Source organism: Mycobacterium sp. NGS67 (assembly GCF_059812185.1).
In genome coordinates this window covers 1-21942 of sequence record NZ_JCALCF010000008.1, presented here as the reverse complement: position 1 = coordinate 21942, position 21942 = coordinate 1, and the positions used below count along the sequence as shown (strand labels likewise).

Sequence of the window (21942 nt, the reverse complement as noted above, 5' to 3'; positions counted from 1 at the left end):
CTAAAGAGTTTCTTGGAGCCCTCAGCCGGGGACCGGGCTGGCGTGCAGAACGTCGGTGAGTTCGGATTTCAGGAAAGCTGTGCGCATCGAGGCGCGCTGCACCTTTCCGCTTGTCGTGAGGTGGATTCCGGCGCGTCCGACGAACACCACACCTGGGGACGGAACCTCGAAGGCGCGTGCGACGGCGCGCTTGAGCGCGGTGGCGAGTTCGTCGTAGGTCGTCTCGGCCAGTAAGCCGTCCTTGACGGTCTGGATCACTACGAGTCGCTCGGCGTCGTCGACATCGACCGAGACGACGACTCCGCGCGAACCGGCCAGCGCGGGGTGCACGGTCTGCACGAACTCTTCGATGTCCTGTGGGTACAGGTTGCGGCCGTTGACGATCAGCAGATCCTTGCGCCGCCCGGTGACGTACAACTCACCGTCGTGCAGCAAGCCGAGGTCGCCGGTGCGCAGGTACGGACCTTCGCCCCCGGCGGTGCGAGCGCGGAATCGCTCCGCCGTCTCCGCGGGACGGTTGTGGTAACCGCCGGCGACGCTGCGGCCCCGCAACCAGATTTCGCCGACGCGATCTTCGGGCAGGCACTCCAGCGTGTCCGGTTCGACGATGCGTACCTCGATGCCGGGTCCGGGTGGACCGGAACTGACCAGGCTGACCGAACGTCCCGCCCCGGGCGTGTACCGGTTCCGCTCGAGGTCGTCGGCATCGGCGTCGAGGTAACGCTGGACACCGCGGCTGACGGTGGCGAGCAGCGTCACCTCGGCCATTCCATACGCGGGACGGGCGGCCGAGGCCGCGAAGCCGGCCGGAGCAAGCAAGTCCTGTAGTCGTTCGATGGTGCGGCGGCGGACGGGCTCGGCACCGTTGAGCGCCACCTGCCACGACGAGAGATCCAGGCCGGCGAGTTGCTCCGGTGTCAGCCGCCGCGCGATCAGATCGTAGGCGAAGTTCGGTGCTGCGGCATGCGTGCCGCGATAGTCGCTGATCGCGTTCAGCATCCGGATCGGTTGTTTCAGAAACGCCAGCGGCGACATGCCCACGACATCGCTGCCGCTGAAATAGGCCACCAGCACACTCACCAGGCCCATGTCGTGGAAGTGTGGGATCCAGCCGACGACAACCGATTCAGCGGTCACCTCGAGAGCCTGTGCCAGGGCGGCCACGTTGTTCAGGACGTTGTCATGAGTGACCGCAACACCTTTGGGGTCACCGGTCGAGCCCGACGTGTACTGCAGGAAAGCGACGCTCTCGGGTGAGACGTCCGGCATGGTCCACTCGCCGGAGTCCGCCAGCGCGCCGTCGTCGACGGCTACGCAGCAGACCTGGCGGTCGAGTCCGAGACCGTCGATGCCCGCGGCGAGCATGTCGCGCAGGCCGGCGCTGGTCAGCGCGAGGCTGGTGTCGGCGTCGCGCAATATCCCGGCAACGCGCTGCAGGCTTCGCTCGTCGTGGGGCAGGGGCGCGGGGACAGCGACGACACCGGCGTACACGCAACCCAGGAAACCGATCCAGAATTCGATGCCCTGCTCGAACAACAGCAGCACCGGGCGATCGGCCTGCGGGCAGGAATCAAGCCACACCGCCACTTCGCGGGCGCGCCGGTCCAGCTCCCCGAACGTGGTGACCCCCGGGATCAGGTCTCGTCGGGACTCGGACAGGAACGTGAATCTTCTTGTGTCGCAGTAATTCTCGAATTGAGATCGAAAGCAGGCGACCAGATCGGGGTGCGCGGTGTCTGGCTGTGCTTCATTCATCGCCGCTCCTGTGGCCAGGCCTCTTCTACGGCGTCATCGTAAACCGGTACCGGCCGAATAGGCGGAATCCGGCTGAGCCTAGGCGTCGCGCAATTCGACGATCAGGTGCCGGATACCGGTGTGCCGGTTGCTGCGGGTCCATTCGACCGGCTCGGCCAGCCGGACGGCGCCGAACCGGGACAGCAGCTCCTCATAGAGCACCCGCAGCTCCAGGCGCGCCAGGTTCGCCCCCAGGCAGTAGTGCACACCTTGTCCGAAACCCAAGTGGGGATTGGGTTTTCGGGTGATGTCGAATTCGCCGGCGCGGTCGAAGACATCGTCGTCCCGATTGGCCGATCCTTCCCAGATCTGCACCTTCTGGCCCGCCTCGATCGATTGTCCGGCGAGGCAGACGTCGCGGGTGGCGGTGCGCCGTTTGGAAGGCGACGGAGAAGTCCACCGGACCATTTCCTCGATCGCCGTCGGCAACAGGCCGAAATCGGCCCGCAGCGCCTGCAATTGGGCGGGATGCTCGGCCAGCGCCAACAACCCGCCCGCGACCGCATTGCGGGTGGTCTCCGCGCCGGCGCTGAAAAGCAGGCTGAAGAACAGGTACAACTCCAGGTCGGACATGATCGCGTCGTCGGCTCCGGGCGCGGTGGCGTTGGCGACCACAGACAACATGTCGTCGGTCGGCTCGGCGCGTTTGGCGGCGATCAGCTCCTGGCCGTAGGTGATCATCCGCGTCCCGGCTTCTTCCAGGGAGAGCTGCGCCAGCGACGCCTTGCGGGAGGCGCCGAAGTCGAACTGCGGCTCGATGGCCTCGAACAGCCAATGGCGTTCGGACTCCGGCACTCCGAGCAGTATGCAGATCATCTGCATCGGCAGTTCGGCCGCGATCTCGACCACGAAGTCGAACGGTTCACCGGGCACCACCGCGTCCAGCAGCCGGCGGGCCCGGCTGCGCAGGTCGTCCTCGACGCGGGTGATCATCCGCGGCGTCAGCCCGGAGCTGACCAGCCGGCGGATCTGCGAGTGCCGCGGGTCGTCCATCATGTTCAGCACCTGACCGGCGATGGCCAGGTCTTGCAGCAACGTGCCGCCGAACGGCCGGTCACCGCCCGTCACCGACGAGTAGGTCACCGGATCCCGCAGCACGGCAAGGGTTTCGGGGTAGGTGGCCACCGACCAGAAGCCTTCGCCGTCCGGGGTGTTGTCGGTCGGTTCGTGCCAGTACACCGGTGCCTCGCGACGATGCACGGCGAACAAGTCGTGCGGAAAACCCTGGGCGAAGTTGTCCAGATCGGTGAAATCGATCTGGGTGAGCGCCACAGTCACAAGATCGCCGCGGGCGTGTACTTGGCCGCCTCCGGATAGCGCTCGACGAGTTTCTCGACCAGCGCTACGACCTCGTCCACTTGGTCCCCGGCGGCACCGACGAATGCCTTCCTGTCGGCCAGCGCGGCGTCCAGCGCGGCCCGGTCCAGCGGCAACCGGGGGTCGGCGGCCAGCCGGTCCAGCAGGTCGGGCTCGGCGCCCCGTTCGCGCATGGCCAGCGCGGTGGCGACCGCATGCTCGCGGATCACGTGATGCGCGACTTCGCGTCCCACGCCCGCGCGCACCGCCGCGATCAACACCTTGGTGGTCGCCAGGAACGGTAGGTAGCGGTCCAGCTCGCGCTGGATCACCGCGGGATACGCACCGAACTCGTCGAGCACCGTCAGGAACGTCTCGATCTGGCCGTCGATCGCAAAGAAGCTGTCCGGCAACGCAACCCGGCGCACCACCGAACAGAACACATCACCCTCGTTCCACTGCGCACCGGACAGCTCGGCGGCCATCGATGCGTAGCCGCGCAACACCACCTGTAGGCCGTTGACCCGTTCGCAGCTACGGGTGTTCATCTTGTGCGGCATCGCCGACGAGCCGACCTGTCCCTCGGCGAACCCCTCGGTGACCAACTCGTGGCCGGCCATCAGCCGGATGGTGTGCGCCAGCGACGACGGGCCGGCGCCCAACTGCACCAGCGCGGAGACCACGTCGTGGTCCAGCGAACGCGGATACACCTGCCCGACACTATCGAAAACCGTTGAGAAGCCTAGGAATTCGGTGATCGAGCGTTCCAACTCGGACAGCTTGGCGCCATCCCCGTCGAGCAGGTCGAGCATGTCCTGGGAGGTGCCCATCGGGCCCTTTATGCCGCGCAACGGGTAACGGTCGATCAACTCGCGCAACCGGGTCAACGCGATCAGCGTCTCCTGCGCGGCCGAGGCGAACCGCTTGCCCAACGTGGTGGCCTGCGCGGCGACGTTGTGGCTGCGCCCGGCCATCACCAGGTCGCGATAGGTCACGGCGCGCTCGGCCAACCGCGCCACCACCGCGACCCCGTGCGCAAAGACCACTTCCAACGAACGCCTGATCTGCAGTTGCTCCACGTTCTCGGTCAGGTCGCGGCTGGTCATTCCCTTGTGCACGTGCTCGTGACCGGCCAGTGCGTTGAACTCCTCGATGCGGGCCTTGACGTCGTGCCGCAGCACCCGCTCCCGTGCCGCGATCGAAGCCAGGTCCACATCGTCGAGCACCCGCTCGTAGTCGGCGATCGCCTCGGCCGGTACCGGCACCCCGAGTTCGGCCTGCGCCCGGACCACGGCCAGCCACAGCCGCCGTTCCGCAGTCACCTTGGCCTCGGGCGACCAGATCGCCACCATCTCGGCGCTGGCGTACCGCGCGGCCAGCACATTCGGAATGCTCACAGACAGCTAGCTTACGGTCGCGCGCGACTCCGTACGTTCGCTCGGGTCGCCGCACGTCGCTCTCAGCCGGTGTCGACGCAGAAGTCGATGAACGCGTCCCGTTCCGCGCCTCTGTAGCCGTGCGCCTCGGCCGCTGCTCTACAGTCTTTGTACCGCTGGCTGTGCCACGGCTCCGCCTGTACGACCACGACGATGAAGATCAACATCACCGCGGCCACGGCCAGGCCCAGGACAACTTTCGTGTTGCTACTCAGCCTCCGCCAGAACTGTTGTATCGGATCGCCCGCAGGAGGCGCGTAGGCAGTCCAACGCTGACCGTCCCAATACCGCTGCCATTTCGTTCCACCCGGATCGGGAAACCACCCCGGCGGACCGTGCCACGGTGCGTGCTGCTGCGACGGCCCGCCGTAGGGCGGGCTCGGTCGCGACGATGGTGGGGGTGGGACGAACGGATTCATCGGACGGGTCAGGGCTGACGCATCGGACACGAGCATCGCTCCGCAGCGTCCGCAAAACCGCTGACCCGGCGGATTGGTGTGTCCGTTCGGGCAGCTCAATGCTCGTCCTTGCGCCGGGGCGGTTTGCCAAGTCCTTTTGGGCGGATACCCGTGCGACCTGCAAACCATGCCTGGCGGTCCCGATTCGCCGTAGGTACGCGTTTCGCCGGGGCCGGCCTCGCCCGGGCGGACGCAACCCGACCGCTGATGTGCGCCGAGCGCCGACGTCACCTCCGGCGCCGCGGCGACCCGAAGCTACATCGTCACGCCGTCAGTGGCCGCGGGCGCGCTGATGATCCGTATCTGTGGTTGATCGACCGGTGCGAGCACATCAATCAGATCGATCACCGTCGCCAACGCCGCCGCCCTCGGGTCACGGCCCTCGACCAGCGCAGACACCACCGAGCCGTCGACCGCGCAGATCAGCGTGCACACGAGTTCGATCTGAACCGACCGGCCTGATCTTTCGATGGCCTCGGCGACCGCCTCCGCCCGTTGCCGCAGGCTGCGGCGCATGCTCTCCCGCAAAGCGGGCAGCCGGGTACAGGCGATGTGCCGTTCATATCGGGATATCAGTTGCTCGGCGAGTCCTGGTCCGGACACGTCCCCCACAAGCAGATCGACCAGCACCTCGGCGGTGGTCTCAGGCCCCCGACGCCGCCGCGACAGGCCGTTGACCCTGGCCCGCAGTTGCGCCACCTCGATCATCCCGATGTGTTCGACCGCGCGGGCGATCAAATCGTCGAGTGACGAGAAGTAATACGTGGTAGACGCCAAGGGCAGACCGGCCCGGCGGGCAACTGCCCGGTGCCGCACCGCTTCGAACCCGCCCTCGCCGAGCAGCTCGGCGGCAGCGCTCACCAGCGCGTACCGCCTACGTTCTCCTTTTGGAGTAACTGCTGCTGTCACGCCCACCCATGCTGCCAGTCAAAGTGGTACAGCATTGCCATTTTCGCCAAACGGACATGGCATGATGGCCCGCATGCCTGACATCAGTCGCCGCACCGTACTGGGCCTCGGCGCCAGCGCGGCATGCGGTGCAGTCGGCGCATATGCGCTCGACGTGCTGTTTGCGGCACGCACGTCCGACGCCGCCCCTATGCCCCGAACTGGCACAAACGTTCCATTGGCTCCGACACGGCCGCTGGATCCGGCACCCGCCGGACAGGTGGCGCCGACGATGGTGACCGGCTCGTTCAACTCGGCCGCGCGCGGCGGGATATCCACCAATTGGGCCATCGCGCGTCCGCCCGGCCAGACCAAGCCGCTTCGTCCCGTCATCGCGCTGCACGGCAAGGGCAACGACGCGGCCACCGTGATGGCCGGCGGCGTCGAGCAGGGTCTGGCCCAGGCCGTCAACGCGGGATTGCCGCCATTCGCGGTGGTCGCGGTCGACGGCGGCGGTGGCTATTGGCACAAGCGGGCCTCGGGCGAGGACGCCGGGGCGATGGTGTTGAGCGAGCTGCTTCCGCTGCTGGACGGCCAGGGTCTGGACACCTCGCGGGTGGCGTTTCTGGGGTGGTCCATGGGCGGCTACGGCGCTTTGTTGCTGGGCGGGCGCCTCGGCGCGGGCCGTACCGCGGCGATCTGCGCGGTGAGCCCGGCGCTGTGGACGTCGGCGGGGGCGGCGGCGCCCGGCGCGTTCGACGGGCCGGAGGACTACGCGGCCAACTCGGTCTGGGGGATGCCGGCGCTGGGGTCGATCCCGATCCGGATCGACTGTGGCGACAGCGATCCCTTCTACGGCGCGACCAAGCAGTTCATCGCCCAGCTGCCCAATCCGCCGGCGGGCGGGTTCTCCCCGGGTGGCCACAACGGCGGTTTCTGGAGCTCTCAGCTCCCGGCCGAACTCACCTGGCTGGCTCCGCTGCTCACCGCATAGTGCCGAGCTGGGGGCACCTCCCGCTTGCGGGGAGACGCAAAAGCTCCCGTTTCCGGCCGGAAACGGGAGCTTTTGCGTCTTTTCGCGGACGTGCGACGATCCGGGCGTGAGCACACCGTTCGGTTGGGACTTCCCCTACGCCTGGCCACGCATGCCGATATTGGGCGCGAACGTGGTCTGTACGTCGCAACCCCTGGCCGCCCAGGCCGGACTGCGCATGCTCGCCGACGGTGGCAACGCCGTCGACGCGGCCATCGCAACCGCCGTCACGCTCACCGTCGTCGAACCGGTGTCCAACGGCATAGGAGCGGACGCCTTCGCCATCGTCTGGGACGGTAAAGAACTGCACGGCCTCAACGCCTCGGGCCGCTCGCCGGCGGCTTGGACACCGGAATACTTTGCCGGACAACCGGTTCCAGCGATGGGTTGGAACACCGTGACGGTGCCCGGTGCGGTGTCGGCCTGGGCCGGGTTGCACGCCGAGTTCGGCAAGCTGCCATTCGAGCGTCTCTTCGCACCTGCAATCGCCTATGGCCGCAACGGTTTCCCGGTGTCACCGACGGTGGCGTCGCAGTGGGCGGCTCAGGTCCCGGTGTTCGCAACCCAACCCGGATTCACCGCCGCTTTCATGCCGAATGGACGAGCGCCCAGGCCGGGTGAAGTGGTCACGTTGCGCGATCACGCTGCCACGCTGGAGAAAATCGCCGCGACCGAGGGCGAAGTCTTCTATCGGGGGGAGCTGGCCGACCGGCTCGAAGCGCATTCGGCCACGCACGGCGGCGCGATGCTGGCCACCGATCTGGCCGCCCACCGCGCCGATTGGGTCGGCTTGATCGACGGGGACTACCGCGGGTACACGGTGCACGAGATACCGCCCAACGGCCAGGGCATCGTCGCGCTGATCGCGCTGGGCATTCTCGAGCACTTCGATCTGTCGTCGTGGGCCGTCGATTCCGCCGACAGCGTGCATCTGCAGATCGAAGCGCTCAAGCTCGCCTTCGCCGACGCGCAGGCTCATCTCGCCGACATCGACCACATGACGGTGAGTCCGGACCAGCTGTTGGACCGCCAATACCTCGAAGCGCGGGCTGCCCTGATCGATCCGGCTCGCGCCCTGCCGGCGTCGGCCGGGTCACCTCGGGGCGGCACCGTATATCTGACCGCCGCCGACGCCTCCGGCGTGATGGTGTCGATGATCCAGTCCAACTACATGGGCTTCGGATCCGGAGTAGTGGTGCCGGGCACCGGCATCGCACTGCAGAATCGCGGCTCCGGTTTCGCTGTGGCACCGGGTCACCCCAACCGGGTCGGTCCGCGTAAGCGGCCCTATCACACCATCATTCCCGCGTTCGTGACCAAAGCCGGGTCGCCAGTGATGAGCTTCGGGGTCATGGGCGGGCCGATGCAGCCGCAAGGTCATGTCCAGGTGATGGTCCGCATCGCCGACTACGGACAGAATCCGCAGGCGGCCTGCGACGGCCCACGGTTCCGGTGGATCCAGGGACTGCAGGTCGCCTGCGAGAAAGGGTTCGCGCCGTCCACCCTCGACGAGTTGCGCCGGCGCGGACACGAGCTGCTGGTCGTCGACGACTACAACGCGTTCGGCAGCTGCCAGGCGATCTGGCGACTGGACGAGGGCTATCTCGCCGTGAGCGATCCACGGCGGGACGGGCAAGCCGTCGCCTTCTGACTGGTAACCGAACTTTAAGTATTAGGTATGTTTTGGTTAACAGAAGGTAGCCAGACAGTGAACAGCGCTATACCCTGATCCGTGGGCCTGGTGCTGGAGGGTGCGCCGGGCGGTTACGAACGGTGCGGTGATTGGGTTGATTCAGGTAAGTCCCGGCATCGGGTTGAGGGTCGAAGAAGTGTTCGCCGGATACACGATTGTCCGGTTTCTGGGATCCGGCGGGATGGGCGAGGTCTATCTCGCTCAGCATCCGCGGCTGCCCCGCCTGGAAGCGCTCAAGGTACTGGGCAGCGGCGTCTCGGCTGACGAGGACTATCGCCGGCGCTTCGTCCGGGAGGCAGACCTGGCGGCCGCACTGTGGCATCCGAACATCGTGCGGGTCAACGACCGCGGGGAGTTCAACGGTCAACTCTGGCTGGCGATGGACTTCGTCGACGGAACCGACGCGGCGACCCTGGTCCGCGAGCACTACCCGGTGGGCATGCCCGCCGAGAAGGTGGCGCCGATCCTCACTGCTATCGCCACCGCACTCGACTACGCACATCAGCAGCACGACCTGATGCACCGCGATGTCAGCCCGGCGAACATCCTGCTCGCCGAGCCGGCAGACGGCGACCAACGAATCCTGTTGAGCGATTTCGGGATTGCCCGGGCGCTCGGCGACACCAGCGGCCTGACCGCGACCAACATGACGATCGGCACGCTGCCCTACGCCGCACCCGAACAGCTGACGGACGAAGAGATCGACGGGCGCGCCGATCAATACGCTCTGGCGGCGACCGTCTACCACTTGCTGACCGGATCACCGCTCTTCCCGCACACCAACCCGGCCGTCGTGATCGGGCGCCACCTGTCGGCCCCGCCTCCGCCACTGGCCGAGACACACCCGATGCTCAGGGTGTTCGACCCGGTGCTGGCCGTGGCCCTTGCCAAAGACCCTGCCGACCGATTCGCCACCTGCACGGAATTCGCCGAAGCCTTCGAAGAGGCGGTCCGTTCCGGGCGCCACCCGGCAGCCTCGGCGACGACCATGCCCCGACCCCTCGCGGTCCGGCCGCCCAAGAGCGCCGGCTCCGTCGACGCCGACCAACGGCCACGACGCAAACGGTGGGGAACTTTCGCGGCCGCGGCCGCGGTTGTCGCGCTCACCGCCGTCGGCGCCAGCGGATACCCCGGCAGCAGCAAGACCACGGCGGCGGAGGGATCTGCGATGTCGGCGCCGCCGCAACCGATGGTGCAGAATGCGCCACCGATCGCACCGCAAGCGGCACCGATTCCGACTGCGGCGCCCGCCCCGGCTCCCGCGCCTGCGGCCGCCCCGGCCGCGCGAGCACCCGAGGCAGCCCCGCGGGCGCCCGCGCCGACTCTGGCGACGCCCGCGCCCGCTGCGAAGGCCCCGGCGCCGGTCGCGCAACCGGCAGCCCCTGCCCCGCAGCAACCGGCGCCCAGTCCCGACCAGGCCTACCTGAATCTCATGTCCGGGATTCCCGGTGTCACCGTCACCGACCCGTCGGTCGCGGTCGCCACCGGCCGTAACGCCTGCACGGTCCTGCAGAACGGTGCCAGCCCCAACGACGTCGCGAACGCGACCGTGAACGGCAACGAGGGAATCACGCCTTCGCAGGCCGCGGCGGGGGTAAACGCGGCAATCAGCGTGTACTGCCCGCAATATCAGCAGTAGAACGCTCAGACGCTGATCGCGCCTTCGGCGGCCCGCTGGCCGATGTCCGTCCGAAAGTGGCTGCCGGGCAACTTGATCGAACCGAGGATCTGGTACGCCTGCGCGCGGGCTTGTGACAGGTCGGCACCGGTGCCGACCACCGAGAGCACCCGGCCGCCGGACGACACGATCGCACCGTCGTCGCGACGTGCCGTTCCCGCATGCAGCACACCCTCCGCATCCGAGCCGACGACGACGTCCCCGACCCGGGGGCGACCGGGATAGTTCTCCGCGGCCAGCACCACCGTGACGGCCGCACCGTCCCGCCAACGCAGCTCACCGAAGTCGGACAGCTTTCCGCTGCCGGCGGCGTGGAGCAACTGTCCTAGCGGCGAATCCAGTAGTGCCAGCACCGCCTGGGTCTCCGGATCGCCGAAGCGGCAGTTGAATTCGACGACCGCGGGACCGTTGGACGTGATCGCCAGACCGGCATAGAGCAGTCCACTGAACGGGCTGCCACGCCGAACCATCTCCGCCGCAACGGGTTCGACGATCTGGTGGACGATTTCGCCGTAGACGGTGTCGGGCAGCCAGCCCAGCGGCGCATAGGCGCCCATGCCGCCGGTGTTGGGGCCGGTGTCGCCATCGCCGACCCGCTTGAAGTCCTGCGCGGGAAGCAGTGGCACCACGGTCGCACCGTCCACCACGCAGAACAGCGACACCTCGGGTCCGTCCAGGAAGGACTCCAACAAGACCGGATGCCCGGCCTCGAGCAAGGCGGCTGCGTGCGCGCGGGCGGTATCGCGGTCCGAAGTCACCACCACACCTTTGCCGGCCGCCAACGAATCGTCCTTGACCACCCAGGCCGGGTCGCCGGAAGGCGGCCCGAATCGGTCCAGCGCGCCGTCCAAATGCGATGGATTGTCGACTATTTCACTCGACGCGGTACGCACCCCGGCCGCGGCCATCACATCTTTGGCGAATGCTTTGGAGCCCTCGATCAGGGCGGCACCTTTGCTAGGGCCGAAGCAGGTGATGCCGGCGGCGCGTACCGCGTCGGCCACACCGAGCACCAGAGGGACCTCGGGACCGATGACCACGAGGTCGGCGGCTACCTTGCGGGCCAGCGTGATCACCTCGTCACCGGAGGTGATGTCGACGGCGTGCTGCTCGGCCAGCCGGGCGGTGCCCGCGTTACCGGGCGCGACGATCAGGCCCGTCACCTCGGGATCTCTACTCAGCGCCAGCAATAGGGCATGTTCACGGGCACCGGAACCGATCACCAGGACTCGCACGACACGTCACACTAGCCGCAAGGCCCGCCCCTTGCGCGAGCAGACGCAAAAGCCCCCATTTCGTGCCGAAATGAGGGGCTTTTGTGTCTGCTCGGCAACCGGCCGATCAATTGCGCACTAATCGCGCTTGTCCCCCCGATGCATCTTCACCGCGCTGTCGACATTGCCCTTCTTGTCCTCTTCACCACCCTCGGCCGCCGCCTTCCTGCGCTTCCGCACGACGGCGTCGACCGCACCGTTGAGCGCCGAACCCAGCGGGAACCCGAGATAGTGGGTGAGGAACAGCGCCATCTCCTTGAGTTCGGTCTCGGACAGCTCCTCGTTGAGCAGCGCGGCGTTGATCTGGATCTCGGCCAGATCGCGGCTGCCTACCGCGGTCACCGCCGTCAGCGTCATGATGCGCTTGTCGCGCATCGACAATCCCGGGCGGGTCCAGATGGAGCCGAAGAGGTGATCGACGGTGAGGTCGAAGTACGCGTCGCCCTCGATGTTGGGCATCTCCCAGCCGTAGACCTCGTTCATCTTGTCCAGGCCCTTGCGGCGCAGCTCGTCCATCACGACTCCTTCGATGTGTGCGGCACGCCAAGGCTCGCGGCCAGTCGTTCGTAGGCGATTCGGGCCAACGGGAGATCCACCGACACCGCGTCTCCCAGTGCCAGCGCCAAGCTCAGGTCTTTCTCGCCGAGGCCCCGGGTGTGCAGGAAGGGCTGGTACAGGAAATTGTCCGGCTCCAGGTCGTTCATGTCTTCGCGCACCATGATGGCCCCCGGTCCGCCGGTCAGCGCGTCGGTGTGGCGCACCACCCTGCCCAGAGCCTGCAGATCCAGCCCGGCCGCCTCGGCGAGCTTCATGGCCTCGCACGCCGCCGCATAGGAGGTGAACGTCAACATGTTGCGGGCCAACTTCATTCGCGTCCCTGCACCCGGCTCGCCGGCGTGGATGACCACCGATGCCCAATGTTTGAACGCCGGCTTGATCCGCTCGTAGACCTCGCGTTCGGCGCCCACCATCGTGGCCAGCTCACCCTTGGCCGCAGCAGCCGCGCCGCCGCTTACCGGCGCGTCGACGATATGGATGCCTTGGGGTTTGAGTTCAGCGGCCAACTCGGCGGCGGTGCTGTCGCTGATGGTCGAGTGAATCGCGATCACCGTGCCGGGCTTGGCCTTGCCGGCCAACTCGCCGACCACCTCACGCACCTGGGCGTCATTGAGCACGGTGATGTGGACGATGTCGGCGGCGGCGACGTCGGCGACGCTGTCGGCCAGGCCGGCACCCTTCTCGGCCAGCGGCGTCATCGCCTCGGTCCGGATGTCGTAAACCGTCACTCCGCCAGGCCATTCGGTCATCTTCGTGGCCATCGGCGCGCCCATGTTTCCCAGGCCGATGTAGCCGAGCTTCAGTTCGGTCATGGCCGGAAAATCTGTCCGCCGTCGACGTTGAAGATCTGCCCGGTGATCCAGGAAGCCTGGTCGCTCAGCAGGAACAGACACATCCCCACCAAGTCCTCGGGTGTGCCTATGCGGGACAGCGGAAGACCCTTGACGATGTCGTCGACGATCTCCTTGGGCGTGGAAGTCCGGCTGGCCTCGGTGTCGATAGGGCCCGGCGCGATCGCGTTGATCCGGATGTTCTGCCCGCCCAGTTCGCGCGAAAGTTGTTGAGTCAGACCGTTGATGCCGACCTTGGCCAGACCGTAGTAGTTCGCGTACAGGTACGCCGCGGTCGACGACTGGTTGACGATGGCCCCGCCACCGCGCTTGGCCATCTTCTTGTAGACCGCGCGGGTGCACCACAGCGCGCCGTCGAGGTTGACGCTCATGAACTTCCGGTAGTACTCGGGGTCCACCGTGAGCAGGAAGTCGATCTTCATGCCGCCGAAGATCGCGGCGTTGTTCACCAGGTAATCGATGCCACCCAGCTCGGCCAGCGTGCGGTCGGCCATCGCCTTGGCCGACGCCGGGTCCGACACGTCCACCGGGACGCTGATGGCGGTGCCGCCGTCGGCGACGATCTGCTTGGCCACTCCCTCGGCCGCGTCGGCGTTGATGTCAGCCACCACCACCGCCGCACCCTCGCGAGCCAACGCCTCGGCATAGGCCTGACCGATGCCGCCACCGGACCCCGTGACGATAGCTACCTTGTTGTCGAACTGTCCCACCCAGATCTCCTCTAATTCGCTGCTGTCGCAATGAGTTTGGTTTCCAGGTACTCCTCGAAACCGGCCAGGCCCATCTCACGGCCGTTGCCGGACTGCTTGTACCCGCCGAACGGCGCGTCCGCGGAGTACCAGACACCGCCGTTGACGTTGATGGTTCCTGCCCTGATCCGGGCGGCGACGCCTGCGGCCCGGTCCGGGTCGGCGCCGTACACGGTGCCGGACAACCCGTAGGGCGAGTCGTTGGCGATGCGCACCGCGTCGTCGTCGCCGTCGTGGGCGATCACGGTGAGCACCGGCCCGAAGATCTCCTCGCGCGACACACGGGCATCATTGCCCAGACCCGCGATCACGGTCGGTGAGATGAAGAAGCCGACGTCCCGGCCTTCGGGCCGGCCGCCACCGCACGCGAACGTGCCGCCCTCGGCGACCGCCGAATCCAGGTAACCCTGCACCCGGTCCCGCTGCCGGGCCGAAATCAGCGGTCCGCAAATCGTTTTCGGGTTGGTGGGATCACCGGCCCGGATGCCGCCCATCGTTGCCGCCGCGATGGCGACCGCCTCGTCGTAACGGGCCCGGGGCACCACCAGTCGGGTGGTGATCGCACAACCCTGCCCGGCATGCATGCACACCGAGAAGCCGGCAACCCCGGCGGCCGCCCCCAGGTCGGCGTCGTCGAGCACTACGAAAGCCGACTTGCCACCCAGCTCCAGGAAGACCTTCTTGATGGTGACGGCACCGTCGCTCATCACGCTGCGGCCGGTGGCGGTGGAACCAGTGAACGAAATCATGTCCACCCGTGGGTCTTTGGCCAACAACGCCCCCACACTGTGGTCGCTGGAGGTGACGATGTTCACCACGCCGGGCGGAAAATCGGTGTGTTCGGCGATCAGCTCCCCCAAAACCGCTGCGCACCACGGTGTATCGGGCGCGGGCTTGAGGACGACGGTGTTGCCCGCGGCCAGGGCGGGACCTAGTTTCGCGAGGTTGATCTGGTGCGGAAAGTTCCACGGCGTGATGGCGCCGACGACGCCGACCGCCTCCCGGGCGACGGTGCGCTTGGTGGGGATGCCCATCGGCGCCGCCTGACCGAGGTCCTGGTTCCACTCGTAGGACTCGGCGGTGTCCGCGGCGAACGCCAGGTCGTTAACCGGCCCCTCGAGCTGGGCCATCGAGGTCAGCATGCGCGGCGCGCCGACTTCGGAGATCGTGATCTCGCGCAGCTCTTCGATGTGCTGCTGCATGGCTTCCCGCAGCTGGCGAACGCAACGCACCCGCAACTCGGTGTTGCGCGACCAGTCGGTGTCATCGAAAGCCCGGCGCGCGGCTTCGATCGCACGACCCATGTCCTGAGCGTCGGCGTCGGCGGCGAGACCCAACACCTCCTCGGTGGCCGGGTTGACGGTCGGGAAGGTGCCCGCGCCGCCCTCCGATAACTTGCCGTCGATGAACAGTGCGCTAACGCCGTCGGCCAACAGGGCCATCTGCCACTCCCGAGAATCATCTTCAATGGACAGCTGTCCGATATCTTCGCATCGCACCATAGCCCCACGGTCCGCGGCGGTGCAAGACCCGATCCCGCAGGTCAGCTCGCAGTACGCGAACGCGTCGGCCTGACATGCGGGTTTGGCCACGGGGCTTGCTTAGGGTCGCGATCATCCTCTAGTTTGGACATGTGTCCAGCGATGCACTGGTTTCGGACGCAGCCCAGGCCCAGCACCCGGCCGGGAGAATGCCGCGGAACCGCCGTCAGGAAGAGACGTTCCGCAAGGTGCTGGCCGCCGGCATGGCCACGATGCGGGAGAACTCCTACGCCGACCTGACGGTGCGTATGGTGGCCGCCCGGGCCAAGGTGGCGCCGGCCACCGCCTACACCTACTTCTCGTCGAAAAACCACCTGATCGCCGAGGTTTACCTGGATCTGGTGCGCAAGGTCCCCTACTTCACCGACGTCAACGACCCGATGCGCGCGCGGGTGGATCAGGCGTTGCGCCATCTGGCGCTGGTGGTCGCCGATGAACCCGAGGTGGGAGCCGCGTGCACGGCCGCCTTGCTCAGCGGCGGCACCGATCCCGCGGTACGCGCCGCCCGCGACCGGATCGGCGCGGAGATCCACCGCCGTATCGCATCGGCCATCGGGCCGGGCGCCGAAGCCGGCACCGTGGCCGCGCTGCAGATGGCGTTCTTCGGCGCGCTGGTGCAGGCCGGCAGCGGCGAATTCACCTACCACGAGATCGCCGACCGACTGGCCGGCGTCGTGAACCTCATTCTCGCCGGAGCCGAAAAAGGCGGTGCAACATGACAACCCAGGTCGGTGATTCCGAGTTGGTGCTGGATCCTTACGATTACGACTTCCACGAGGACCCGTACCCGTATTACCAGCGGTTGCGCGACCACGCGCCGCTCTACCACAACGAAGAACTCGGCTTCTGGGCTCTGTCGCGGCACAGCGACGTGCACCAGGGTTTCCGCAACAGCACCACGCTGTCCAATCGCGACGGCGTCGCGCTGGATCCCATCTCCCGCGGACCGCACGCGTCCAAGACGATGTCGTTCCTGGCGATGGACGACCCCGCACACCTGCGGCTGCGGACCTTGGTGTCGAAAGGCTTCACCCCGCGCCGGATTCGCGAGCTCGAGCCCCGCGTCACCGAACTGGCCGTGCAGCATCTCGACGTCATGCTGGAGAAGGCCGGATCCGGCACCGTCGACTACGTCGCCGAGTTCGCGGGCAAACTGCCGATGGACGTCATCTCGGAGCTGATGGGAGTACCGGAGCCCGACCGGGACCGCATCCGGGCCATGGCAGACGGCGTCATGCACCGCGAGGACGGCGTGAACGACGTTCCGGCGTCTGCGATCGAGGCCTCGATCAACCTGATCGTCTACTACCAGGAGATGATCGCCGAGCGTCGCAAGAAGCTGACCGACGATCTCACCTCGGCACTGCTGGAAGCCGAGATCGACGGCGACCGGCTCACCGACGAAGAAGTCCTCGGCTTCATGTTCCTGATGGTGATCGCCGGCAACGAGACCACCACCAAACTCCTTGCCAACGCGGCATTCTGGGGGCACAAATGCCCCGACCAGCTGACCCCGGTGTATGCCGATCTGTCCCGCATCCCGTTGTGGGTCGAGGAAACCCTGCGCTACGACACCTCCAGCCAGATCCTGGCGCGCGTGGTCTCCGGACCGTTGGAGCTCTACGGCACCACCGTCCCGGAGAACGATGTGCTGCTGTTGCTGCCCGGCTCGGCGCACCGCGACGAGCGGGTGTTCGACAACCCCGACGACTACGTGATCGGTCGCGAGATCGGCTCCAAGCTACTGAGTTTCGGCAGCGGCGCCCACTTCTGCCTGGGCGCGCACCTGGCCCGGATGGAAGCCCGGGTGGCACTCACCGAGCTGTTCAAGCGAATCCGCGGGTACGAAGTGGACGAAGCCAACGCTGTCCGCGTCCACTCCAGCAATGTCCGCGGGTTCGCCCACCTACCGATGACTCTTCAAACTCACTGAAGGACCTCAGATGCCCCGCTTCGCTCCGCTACCCGAACGCCGGCCGGCCATCGTGGCCGGAGCCTCCTCCGGCATCGGGGAAGCCACCGCCATCGAATTGGCCGCGCATGGCTTTCCCGTCGCTCTGGGGGCGCGTCGCGTCGAGAAGCTCGACGACATCGTCGGCAAGATCAACGCCGACGGCGGTGAGGCGGTCGGATTCCACCTGGACGTCACCGACCCGAACTCGGTGAAATCCTTTGTCGCACAGTCGGTCGATGCCCTCGGCGACATCGAGGTGCTGGTAGCCGGTGCCGGCGACACCTATTTCGGCAAACTCGCCGAGATCACCACCGACGAGTTCGAGTCTCAGCTGCAGATCCATCTGGTCGGCGCAAACCGATTGGCCGCCGCCGTGTTACCCGGCATGCTCGACCGCCAGCGCGGCGATCTGATCTTCGTCGGTTCCGACGTCGCGCTGCGCCAGCGACCGCATATGGGTGCCTACGGCGCGGCCAAGGCGGCGCTGGTCGCGATGGTCACCAACTTCCAGATGGAGCTCGAGGGCACCGGGGTGCGGGCCTCGATCGTGCACCCCGGTCCGACGAAGACGTCGATGGGCTGGAGCCTGCCGGCCGAGAAAATCGGTCCCGCGCTGGAGGATTGGGCCAAGTGGGGCCAGGCCCGGCATGACTACTTCCTGCGCGCCTCCGATCTGGCGCGCGCCATCACGTTCGTCGCCGAGACACCCCGCGGCGGCTTCGTCGCGAACATGGAGCTCCAGCCCGAAGCTCCGTTGACCGCCACCACAGAACGCCAGAAGCTCGCGCTCGGCGAAGAAGGGATGCCGAAATGACCTCAACCGCAGTGGTGCCCCGGGTTTCCGGCGGTGAAGAAGAGCACGGCCATCTCGAGGAGTTCCGGACCGATCCGATCGGCCTGATGAAGCGCATCCGCGAGGAGTGCGGCGACGTCGGATGGTTCCAGCTGGTCGACAAACACGTCATCTTCCTGTCCGGCGCGGAGGCCAACGAGTTCTTCTTCCGTTCTGCCGACGAGGATTTGGACCAGGCCGAGGCCTACCCGTTCATGACGCCGATCTTCGGCAAGGGTGTGGTGTTCGACGCCAGCCCGGAGCGGCGCAAGGAGATGCTGCACAATTCCGCACTTCGCGGTGAGCAGATGAAGGGCCACGCCGCCACCATCGAGCGCCAGGTCAACGGGATGATCGCTGACTGGGGTGACGAGGGTGAGATCGAATTGCTCGATTTCTTCGCCGAATTGACCATCTACACCTCCACGGCGTGCCTGATCGGCGAGAAGTTCCGCAACCAGCTCGACCACCGATTCGCGCAGTATTACCACGACCTCGAGCGTGGCACCGACCCGTTGTGTTACGTCGACCCCTACCTGGACATCGAGAGCTTCCGGCTGCGTGACGAGTCGCGCGTGAAACTCGTTGCGCTGGTTCAGGAGATCATGGACAACCGGCTGGCCAACCCGCCCAAGGACAAGAGCGACCGCGACATGCTCGACGTGCTGGTGTCCATCAAGGATGAGGAGGGTAACCCGCGGTTCTCCGCCGACGAAGTCACCGGCATGTTCATCTCGCTGATGTTCGCCGGGCACCACACCAGTTCCGGGACGTCGGCGTGGACACTGATCGAACTGATCCGGCACGCTGACGCCTACGCGGAGGTGCAAGCCGAGCTCGACGAGCTCTACGCCGACGGCCAAGAGGTGAGTTTCCATGCGCTGCGCTCGATCCCGAAGCTGGACAACGTCGTCAAGGAGACACTGCGGCTGCACCCGCCGCTGATCATCCTGATGCGGGTCGCCCAGGGCGAGTTCGAGGTACAGGGCTTCCCTATCCACAAGGGCGACTTCGTGGCTGCGTCACCTGCGATCAGCAATCGGATACCCGAAGACTTCCCGGACCCCGATGCGTTCCGGCCGGAGCGCTACAACAAACCCGAGCAGGCCGACATGGCCAACCGGTGGACCTGGATTCCGTTCGGCGCCGGCCGGCACCGCTGCGTCGGCGCCGCGTTCGCCCAGATGCAGATCAAGGCGATCTTCTCGGTTCTGTTGCGCGAGTACGACTTCGAGATGGCTCAGCCCGCCGACAGCTACCGCAACGACCATTCCAAGATGGTGGTTCAGCTGGCCCGGCCGGCCAAGGTCCGCTACCGCAAGCGCACGCGGGCCTGACGCGCATGGGCTCGTTCAGGATCGAAGTCGATCTGGATCTGTGCCAGGGCCATGCCATGTGCGAACTGGAGGCGCCCGACTACTTCAGGGTGCCCAAACGCGGCAAGGTCGAGATCCTCGACGCCGAACCGTCCGACGACGCCCGCGACGAAGTCGAGCGCGCCGTCGAAATGTGCCCTACCCAAGCGATATTCATCAAAGAGAAAGGTTGACAATGGCGTCGCACCCCCGAGAGTTATTGGACGACTGGGTTGAGCGGTGGCTGGAAGCCAACCGGGTGGCCGAGCGTGAAGGCGACTGGAAGGGCTTGGCCGACTTCTACGCCGAGGACGCCACCTACGGCTGGAACATCGGGCCCAAAGAGGACGTGATGTGCGTCGGCATCGACGAGATCCGCGACATCGCACTCGGGCTGGAGATGGAGGGCCTGGAGAACTGGCAGTACCCGTACCAGAAGGTGCTGATCGACGACAAGCAGGGCGAGATCGTCGGTTTCTGGAAACAGGTCGCCCTCGACTCCGACGGCGGCCAGTCCGAGATCTACGGCATCGGCGGCAGCTGGTTCCGGCTCAACGCCGACGCCAAGATCGAATGGCAGCGCGACTTCTTCGACTTCGGCCATGTGCAGGCCCTGTACCTGGACCTGATGAAAGCCGGCAAGTTGTCCCCGGGCATGCAGAAGCGCATCGAGCGCAGCCTGGCCGGTGAGAAGCTGCCCGGGTACTACCCGCTGGGTCAGACACCCGTCCCGATCTGGTGAGCTCCGTGCTGGGCACCCAACCAAGCATTTGATTTGTTATGGGGGCTATGCTGGCGGTCAGAAGTGCCCTGTGGCACTCGTCACCACCGTGCCAGGCAAGATAGGTGCCGGGCACTCTCAATTCAACGGCGAAATGGGGTCGAATTCATCGTGAAGACAAAAGGCGCACTGATCTGGGAGTTCAACCAGCCCTGGTCCATCGAGGAAATCGAGATCGGCGACCCCGTCAAGGACGAAGTCAAGATCCAGATGGAAGCGGCCGGGATGTGCCATTCCGACCATCACCTGGTGACCGGTGGCATCCCGATGGCCGGATTCCCGGTGCTGGGCGGGCACGAAGGCGCCGGGATCGTCACGGAAGTCGGCCCCGGAGTCGAGGACCTTGCGCCGGGTGACCACGTGGTGCTCTCGTTCATCCCGTCCTGCGGACAGTGTCCGACCTGCCAGGCCGGCATGCGCAACCTGTGCGACCTGGGCGCCGGCCTGCTCGGCGGGGCGGCGGTTTCCGACGGCACCTTCCGCATCCAGGCCCGCGGACAGAACGTCTTCCCGATGACGTTGCTGGGGACGTTCTCGCCCTACATGGTCGTGCACCGCAGCTCGGTGGTGAAGATCGACCCGTCGGTGCCGTTCGAGGTGGCTGCGCTGGTCGGTTGCGGCGTCACCACCGGCTACGGGTCGGCGGTGCGCACCGCCGACATCCGGCCGGGCCAGGACGCCGCGATCGTGGGTGTGGGCGGGGTCGGCATGGCCGCGCTGCAGGGTGCGGTGGCCGCGGGGGCCCGCTACATCTTCGCGATCGACCCGGTGGAGTGGAAGCGTGACCAGGCACTGAAGTTCGGCGCCACCCACGTCTACCCCGACATCAACGCCGCGCTGATGGGCATCGCCGAGGTGACCTACGGCCTGATGGCGCACAAGGTGATCGTGACGGTCGGCGAGCTGCACGGCGCCGACATCGACAACTACCTCAACATCACTGCCAAGGGTGGTACCTGCGTGGCCACCGCCATCGGCAGCCTGCTCGACACCAACGTGACGCTCAACCTGGCGATGCTGACCCTGATGCAGAAGAACCTGCAGGGCACCATCTTCGGCGGCGGCAACCCGCAGTACGACATCCCCCAGCTGCTGGCGATGTACAAGGCCGGCAAGCTGAACCTGGACGACATGGTCACCACCCAGTACCGCCTGGAGCAGATCAACGAGGGCTACCAGGACATGTTGGAGGGCAAGAACATTCGCGGCGTAATCCGCTACACCGACGCCGACCGGTAGGCCCGCGATGACTCAGACCGCGCCATCCCCGGCGCTGGCAGCGTCACAGTCGTCATGGCGCTGTGTGCAAGCACACGACCGGGAGGGCTGGCTGGCACTGATGGCCGACGACGTCGTCATCGAGGACCCGATCGGCAAGTCCGTGACCAACCCCGACGGCAACGGGGTGCGGGGCAAGGAGGCTGTCGGTGTCTTCTACGACACCAACATCGCGGCCAACAACCTGACCATCACCTGCGAGGAGACGTTTCCGTCCAGCTCACCCGACGAGATCGCCCATATCTTGGTGCTGGACAGCAAGTTCGAGGGCGGCGTCACCAGTTCGGTGCGCGGGGTGTTCACCTACCACGTCAACGACGAGGGACTGATCGCCAACATGCGCGGGTACTGGAACCTGGACATGATGAAGTTCGGCCAGGAGTAGCGCCCCGCCCCTTGCGCCCGTCCCCTGCGCCCGTCCCTTGCGCGAGCAGACGCAAAAGCCCCCAAAACCGCAGGTTTTCGGGGGCTTTTTCGTCTGCGCGGCCGTGGA

Annotated in this window: 21 protein-coding genes; 11 read left to right on the top strand and 10 right to left on the bottom strand. The window is 66.6% G+C overall.

The window, feature by feature from the left end:
- Window positions 1-21 precede the first annotated feature (21 nt).
- The 5 genes from AC5Y4D_RS09275 to AC5Y4D_RS09255 all read right to left on the bottom strand — a co-directional run bounded on the left by AC5Y4D_RS09275 (window position 22) and on the right by AC5Y4D_RS09255 (window position 5899).
- Window positions 22-1755, bottom strand: coding sequence for a fatty acyl-AMP ligase (locus tag AC5Y4D_RS09275; protein WP_500036999.1), 1734 nt, complete (start codon window positions 1753-1755; stop codon window positions 22-24).
- Between the two features lie 78 nt (window positions 1756-1833).
- Window positions 1834-3072 carry a cytochrome P450 gene (locus AC5Y4D_RS09270; RefSeq protein WP_500036998.1) on the bottom strand — a complete coding sequence of 413 codons (1239 nt, stop codon included), beginning with the start codon at window positions 3070-3072 and terminating at the stop codon, window positions 1834-1836.
- On the bottom strand, window positions 3069-4487 hold the full coding sequence (purB, locus tag AC5Y4D_RS09265) for an adenylosuccinate lyase (protein ID WP_499943580.1): 1419 nt from the start codon (window positions 4485-4487) through the stop codon (window positions 3069-3071). The genes AC5Y4D_RS09270 and purB overlap by 4 nt, the downstream gene beginning before the upstream one ends.
- Before the next feature lie 62 nt (window positions 4488-4549).
- Window positions 4550-4975 carry a DUF2510 domain-containing protein gene (locus AC5Y4D_RS09260; RefSeq protein ID WP_500036997.1) on the bottom strand — a complete coding sequence of 142 codons (426 nt, stop codon included), beginning with the start codon at window positions 4973-4975 and terminating at the stop codon, window positions 4550-4552.
- Between the two features lie 264 nt (window positions 4976-5239).
- Window positions 5240-5899, bottom strand: a complete 660-nt coding sequence (locus AC5Y4D_RS09255; RefSeq protein ID WP_499943581.1) for a TetR/AcrR family transcriptional regulator — start codon at window positions 5897-5899, stop codon at window positions 5240-5242.
- Window positions 5900-5954: 55 nt separating this feature from the next.
- Here AC5Y4D_RS09255 and AC5Y4D_RS09250 point away from each other — a divergent pair, with 55 nt between their 5' ends.
- The 3 genes from AC5Y4D_RS09250 (at window position 5955) to AC5Y4D_RS09240 (ending at window position 10237) form a co-directional block, all read left to right on the top strand.
- Window positions 5955-6866 carry an alpha/beta hydrolase-fold protein gene (locus AC5Y4D_RS09250; RefSeq protein ID WP_499943582.1) on the top strand — a complete coding sequence of 304 codons (912 nt, stop codon included), beginning with the start codon at window positions 5955-5957 and terminating at the stop codon, window positions 6864-6866.
- Between the two features lie 106 nt (window positions 6867-6972).
- Window positions 6973-8556, top strand: a complete 1584-nt coding sequence (locus AC5Y4D_RS09245; protein WP_500036996.1) for a gamma-glutamyltransferase family protein — start codon at window positions 6973-6975, stop codon at window positions 8554-8556.
- A 127-nt stretch (window positions 8557-8683) separates the two neighbouring features.
- The gene (locus AC5Y4D_RS09240) at window positions 8684-10237 is read left to right on the top strand and encodes a serine/threonine-protein kinase (protein ID WP_500036995.1); all 1554 of its coding nucleotides are present in this window, start codon (window positions 8684-8686) and stop codon (window positions 10235-10237) included.
- 5 nt (window positions 10238-10242) lie between these two features.
- Here the strand turns inward: AC5Y4D_RS09240 and purD are convergent, their stop codons facing one another.
- From purD to AC5Y4D_RS09215, 5 genes are all read right to left on the bottom strand, one after another.
- Entirely contained in the window at window positions 10243-11511 is a 1269-nt protein-coding gene (gene purD, locus AC5Y4D_RS09235) for a phosphoribosylamine--glycine ligase (RefSeq protein WP_500036994.1), read from the bottom strand.
- Between the two features lie 117 nt (window positions 11512-11628).
- A complete protein-coding gene (locus AC5Y4D_RS09230; RefSeq protein WP_500036993.1) occupies window positions 11629-12066 on the bottom strand; it encodes a carboxymuconolactone decarboxylase family protein in 438 nt (145 codons plus the stop codon).
- Window positions 12066-12920 (bottom strand): NAD(P)-dependent oxidoreductase, encoded by an 855-nt coding sequence (locus tag AC5Y4D_RS09225; RefSeq protein ID WP_500036992.1) that lies wholly within the window; start codon window positions 12918-12920, stop codon window positions 12066-12068. Before AC5Y4D_RS09225 ends, AC5Y4D_RS09230 begins: the two co-directional genes overlap by 1 nt.
- Window positions 12917-13669 carry an SDR family oxidoreductase gene (locus AC5Y4D_RS09220; protein ID WP_499943587.1) on the bottom strand — a complete coding sequence of 251 codons (753 nt, stop codon included), beginning with the start codon at window positions 13667-13669 and terminating at the stop codon, window positions 12917-12919. Before AC5Y4D_RS09220 ends, AC5Y4D_RS09225 begins: the two co-directional genes overlap by 4 nt.
- Before the next feature lie 11 nt (window positions 13670-13680).
- Window positions 13681-15150 carry an aldehyde dehydrogenase gene (locus AC5Y4D_RS09215; protein WP_500036991.1) on the bottom strand — a complete coding sequence of 490 codons (1470 nt, stop codon included), beginning with the start codon at window positions 15148-15150 and terminating at the stop codon, window positions 13681-13683.
- Window positions 15151-15341: 191 nt separating this feature from the next.
- Here AC5Y4D_RS09215 and AC5Y4D_RS09210 point away from each other — a divergent pair, with 191 nt between their 5' ends.
- The 8 genes from AC5Y4D_RS09210 to AC5Y4D_RS09175 all read left to right on the top strand — a co-directional run bounded on the left by AC5Y4D_RS09210 (window position 15342) and on the right by AC5Y4D_RS09175 (window position 21834).
- A complete protein-coding gene (locus tag AC5Y4D_RS09210; RefSeq protein WP_499943589.1) occupies window positions 15342-15968 on the top strand; it encodes a TetR/AcrR family transcriptional regulator in 627 nt (208 codons plus the stop codon).
- The gene (locus tag AC5Y4D_RS09205) at window positions 15965-17182 is read left to right on the top strand and encodes a cytochrome P450 (RefSeq protein WP_500036990.1); all 1218 of its coding nucleotides are present in this window, start codon (window positions 15965-15967) and stop codon (window positions 17180-17182) included. The genes AC5Y4D_RS09210 and AC5Y4D_RS09205 overlap by 4 nt, the downstream gene beginning before the upstream one ends.
- A 10-nt stretch (window positions 17183-17192) precedes the next feature.
- Window positions 17193-18017 (top strand): SDR family oxidoreductase, encoded by an 825-nt coding sequence (locus AC5Y4D_RS09200; protein ID WP_500036989.1) that lies wholly within the window; start codon window positions 17193-17195, stop codon window positions 18015-18017.
- Window positions 18014-19372 (top strand): lanosterol 14-alpha demethylase, encoded by a 1359-nt coding sequence (gene cyp51, locus AC5Y4D_RS09195; RefSeq protein ID WP_500036988.1) that lies wholly within the window; start codon window positions 18014-18016, stop codon window positions 19370-19372. Before AC5Y4D_RS09200 ends, cyp51 begins: the two co-directional genes overlap by 4 nt.
- Window positions 19373-19377: 5 nt before the next feature.
- Window positions 19378-19584 carry a ferredoxin gene (locus tag AC5Y4D_RS09190; protein ID WP_499943593.1) on the top strand — a complete coding sequence of 69 codons (207 nt, stop codon included), beginning with the start codon at window positions 19378-19380 and terminating at the stop codon, window positions 19582-19584.
- Window positions 19585-19586: 2 nt separating this feature from the next.
- The gene (locus tag AC5Y4D_RS09185; RefSeq protein ID WP_500036987.1) at window positions 19587-20132 is read left to right on the top strand and encodes a nuclear transport factor 2-like protein; all 546 of its coding nucleotides are present in this window, start codon (window positions 19587-19589) and stop codon (window positions 20130-20132) included.
- 150 nt (window positions 20133-20282) lie between these two features.
- Window positions 20283-21410: an NDMA-dependent alcohol dehydrogenase gene (locus AC5Y4D_RS09180; RefSeq protein WP_499943595.1), complete on the top strand. Its 1128-nt coding sequence runs from the start codon at window positions 20283-20285 to the stop codon at window positions 21408-21410.
- A gap of 7 nt (window positions 21411-21417) precedes the next feature.
- Window positions 21418-21834: a ketosteroid isomerase family protein gene (locus AC5Y4D_RS09175; RefSeq protein ID WP_499943596.1), complete on the top strand. Its 417-nt coding sequence runs from the start codon at window positions 21418-21420 to the stop codon at window positions 21832-21834.
- The last annotated feature ends 108 nt before the right edge of the window (window positions 21835-21942 follow it).

Coding starts and splice junctions, on each gene's coding strand:
- AC5Y4D_RS09275 (WP_500036999.1), bottom strand. CDS start 1,755: ATGAATGAAGCACAGCCAGACACCGCGCACCCCGATCTGGTCGCCTGC.
- AC5Y4D_RS09250 (WP_499943582.1), top strand. CDS start 5,955: ATGATGGCCCGCATGCCTGACATCAGTCGCCGCACCGTACTGGGCCTC.
- AC5Y4D_RS09230 (WP_500036993.1), bottom strand. CDS start 12,066: ATGGACGAGCTGCGCCGCAAGGGCCTGGACAAGATGAACGAGGTCTAC.
- AC5Y4D_RS09225 (WP_500036992.1), bottom strand. CDS start 12,920: ATGACCGAACTGAAGCTCGGCTACATCGGCCTGGGAAACATGGGCGCG.
- AC5Y4D_RS09215 (WP_500036991.1), bottom strand. CDS start 15,150: ATGGCCCTGTTGGCCGACGGCGTTAGCGCACTGTTCATCGACGGCAAG.
- AC5Y4D_RS09205 (WP_500036990.1), top strand. CDS start 15,965: ATGACAACCCAGGTCGGTGATTCCGAGTTGGTGCTGGATCCTTACGAT.
- AC5Y4D_RS09200 (WP_500036989.1), top strand. CDS start 17,193: ATGCCCCGCTTCGCTCCGCTACCCGAACGCCGGCCGGCCATCGTGGCC.
- cyp51 (WP_500036988.1), top strand. CDS start 18,014: ATGACCTCAACCGCAGTGGTGCCCCGGGTTTCCGGCGGTGAAGAAGAG.
- AC5Y4D_RS09190 (WP_499943593.1), top strand. CDS start 19,378: ATGGGCTCGTTCAGGATCGAAGTCGATCTGGATCTGTGCCAGGGCCAT.
- AC5Y4D_RS09185 (WP_500036987.1), top strand. CDS start 19,587: ATGGCGTCGCACCCCCGAGAGTTATTGGACGACTGGGTTGAGCGGTGG.
- AC5Y4D_RS09175 (WP_499943596.1), top strand. CDS start 21,418: ATGACTCAGACCGCGCCATCCCCGGCGCTGGCAGCGTCACAGTCGTCA.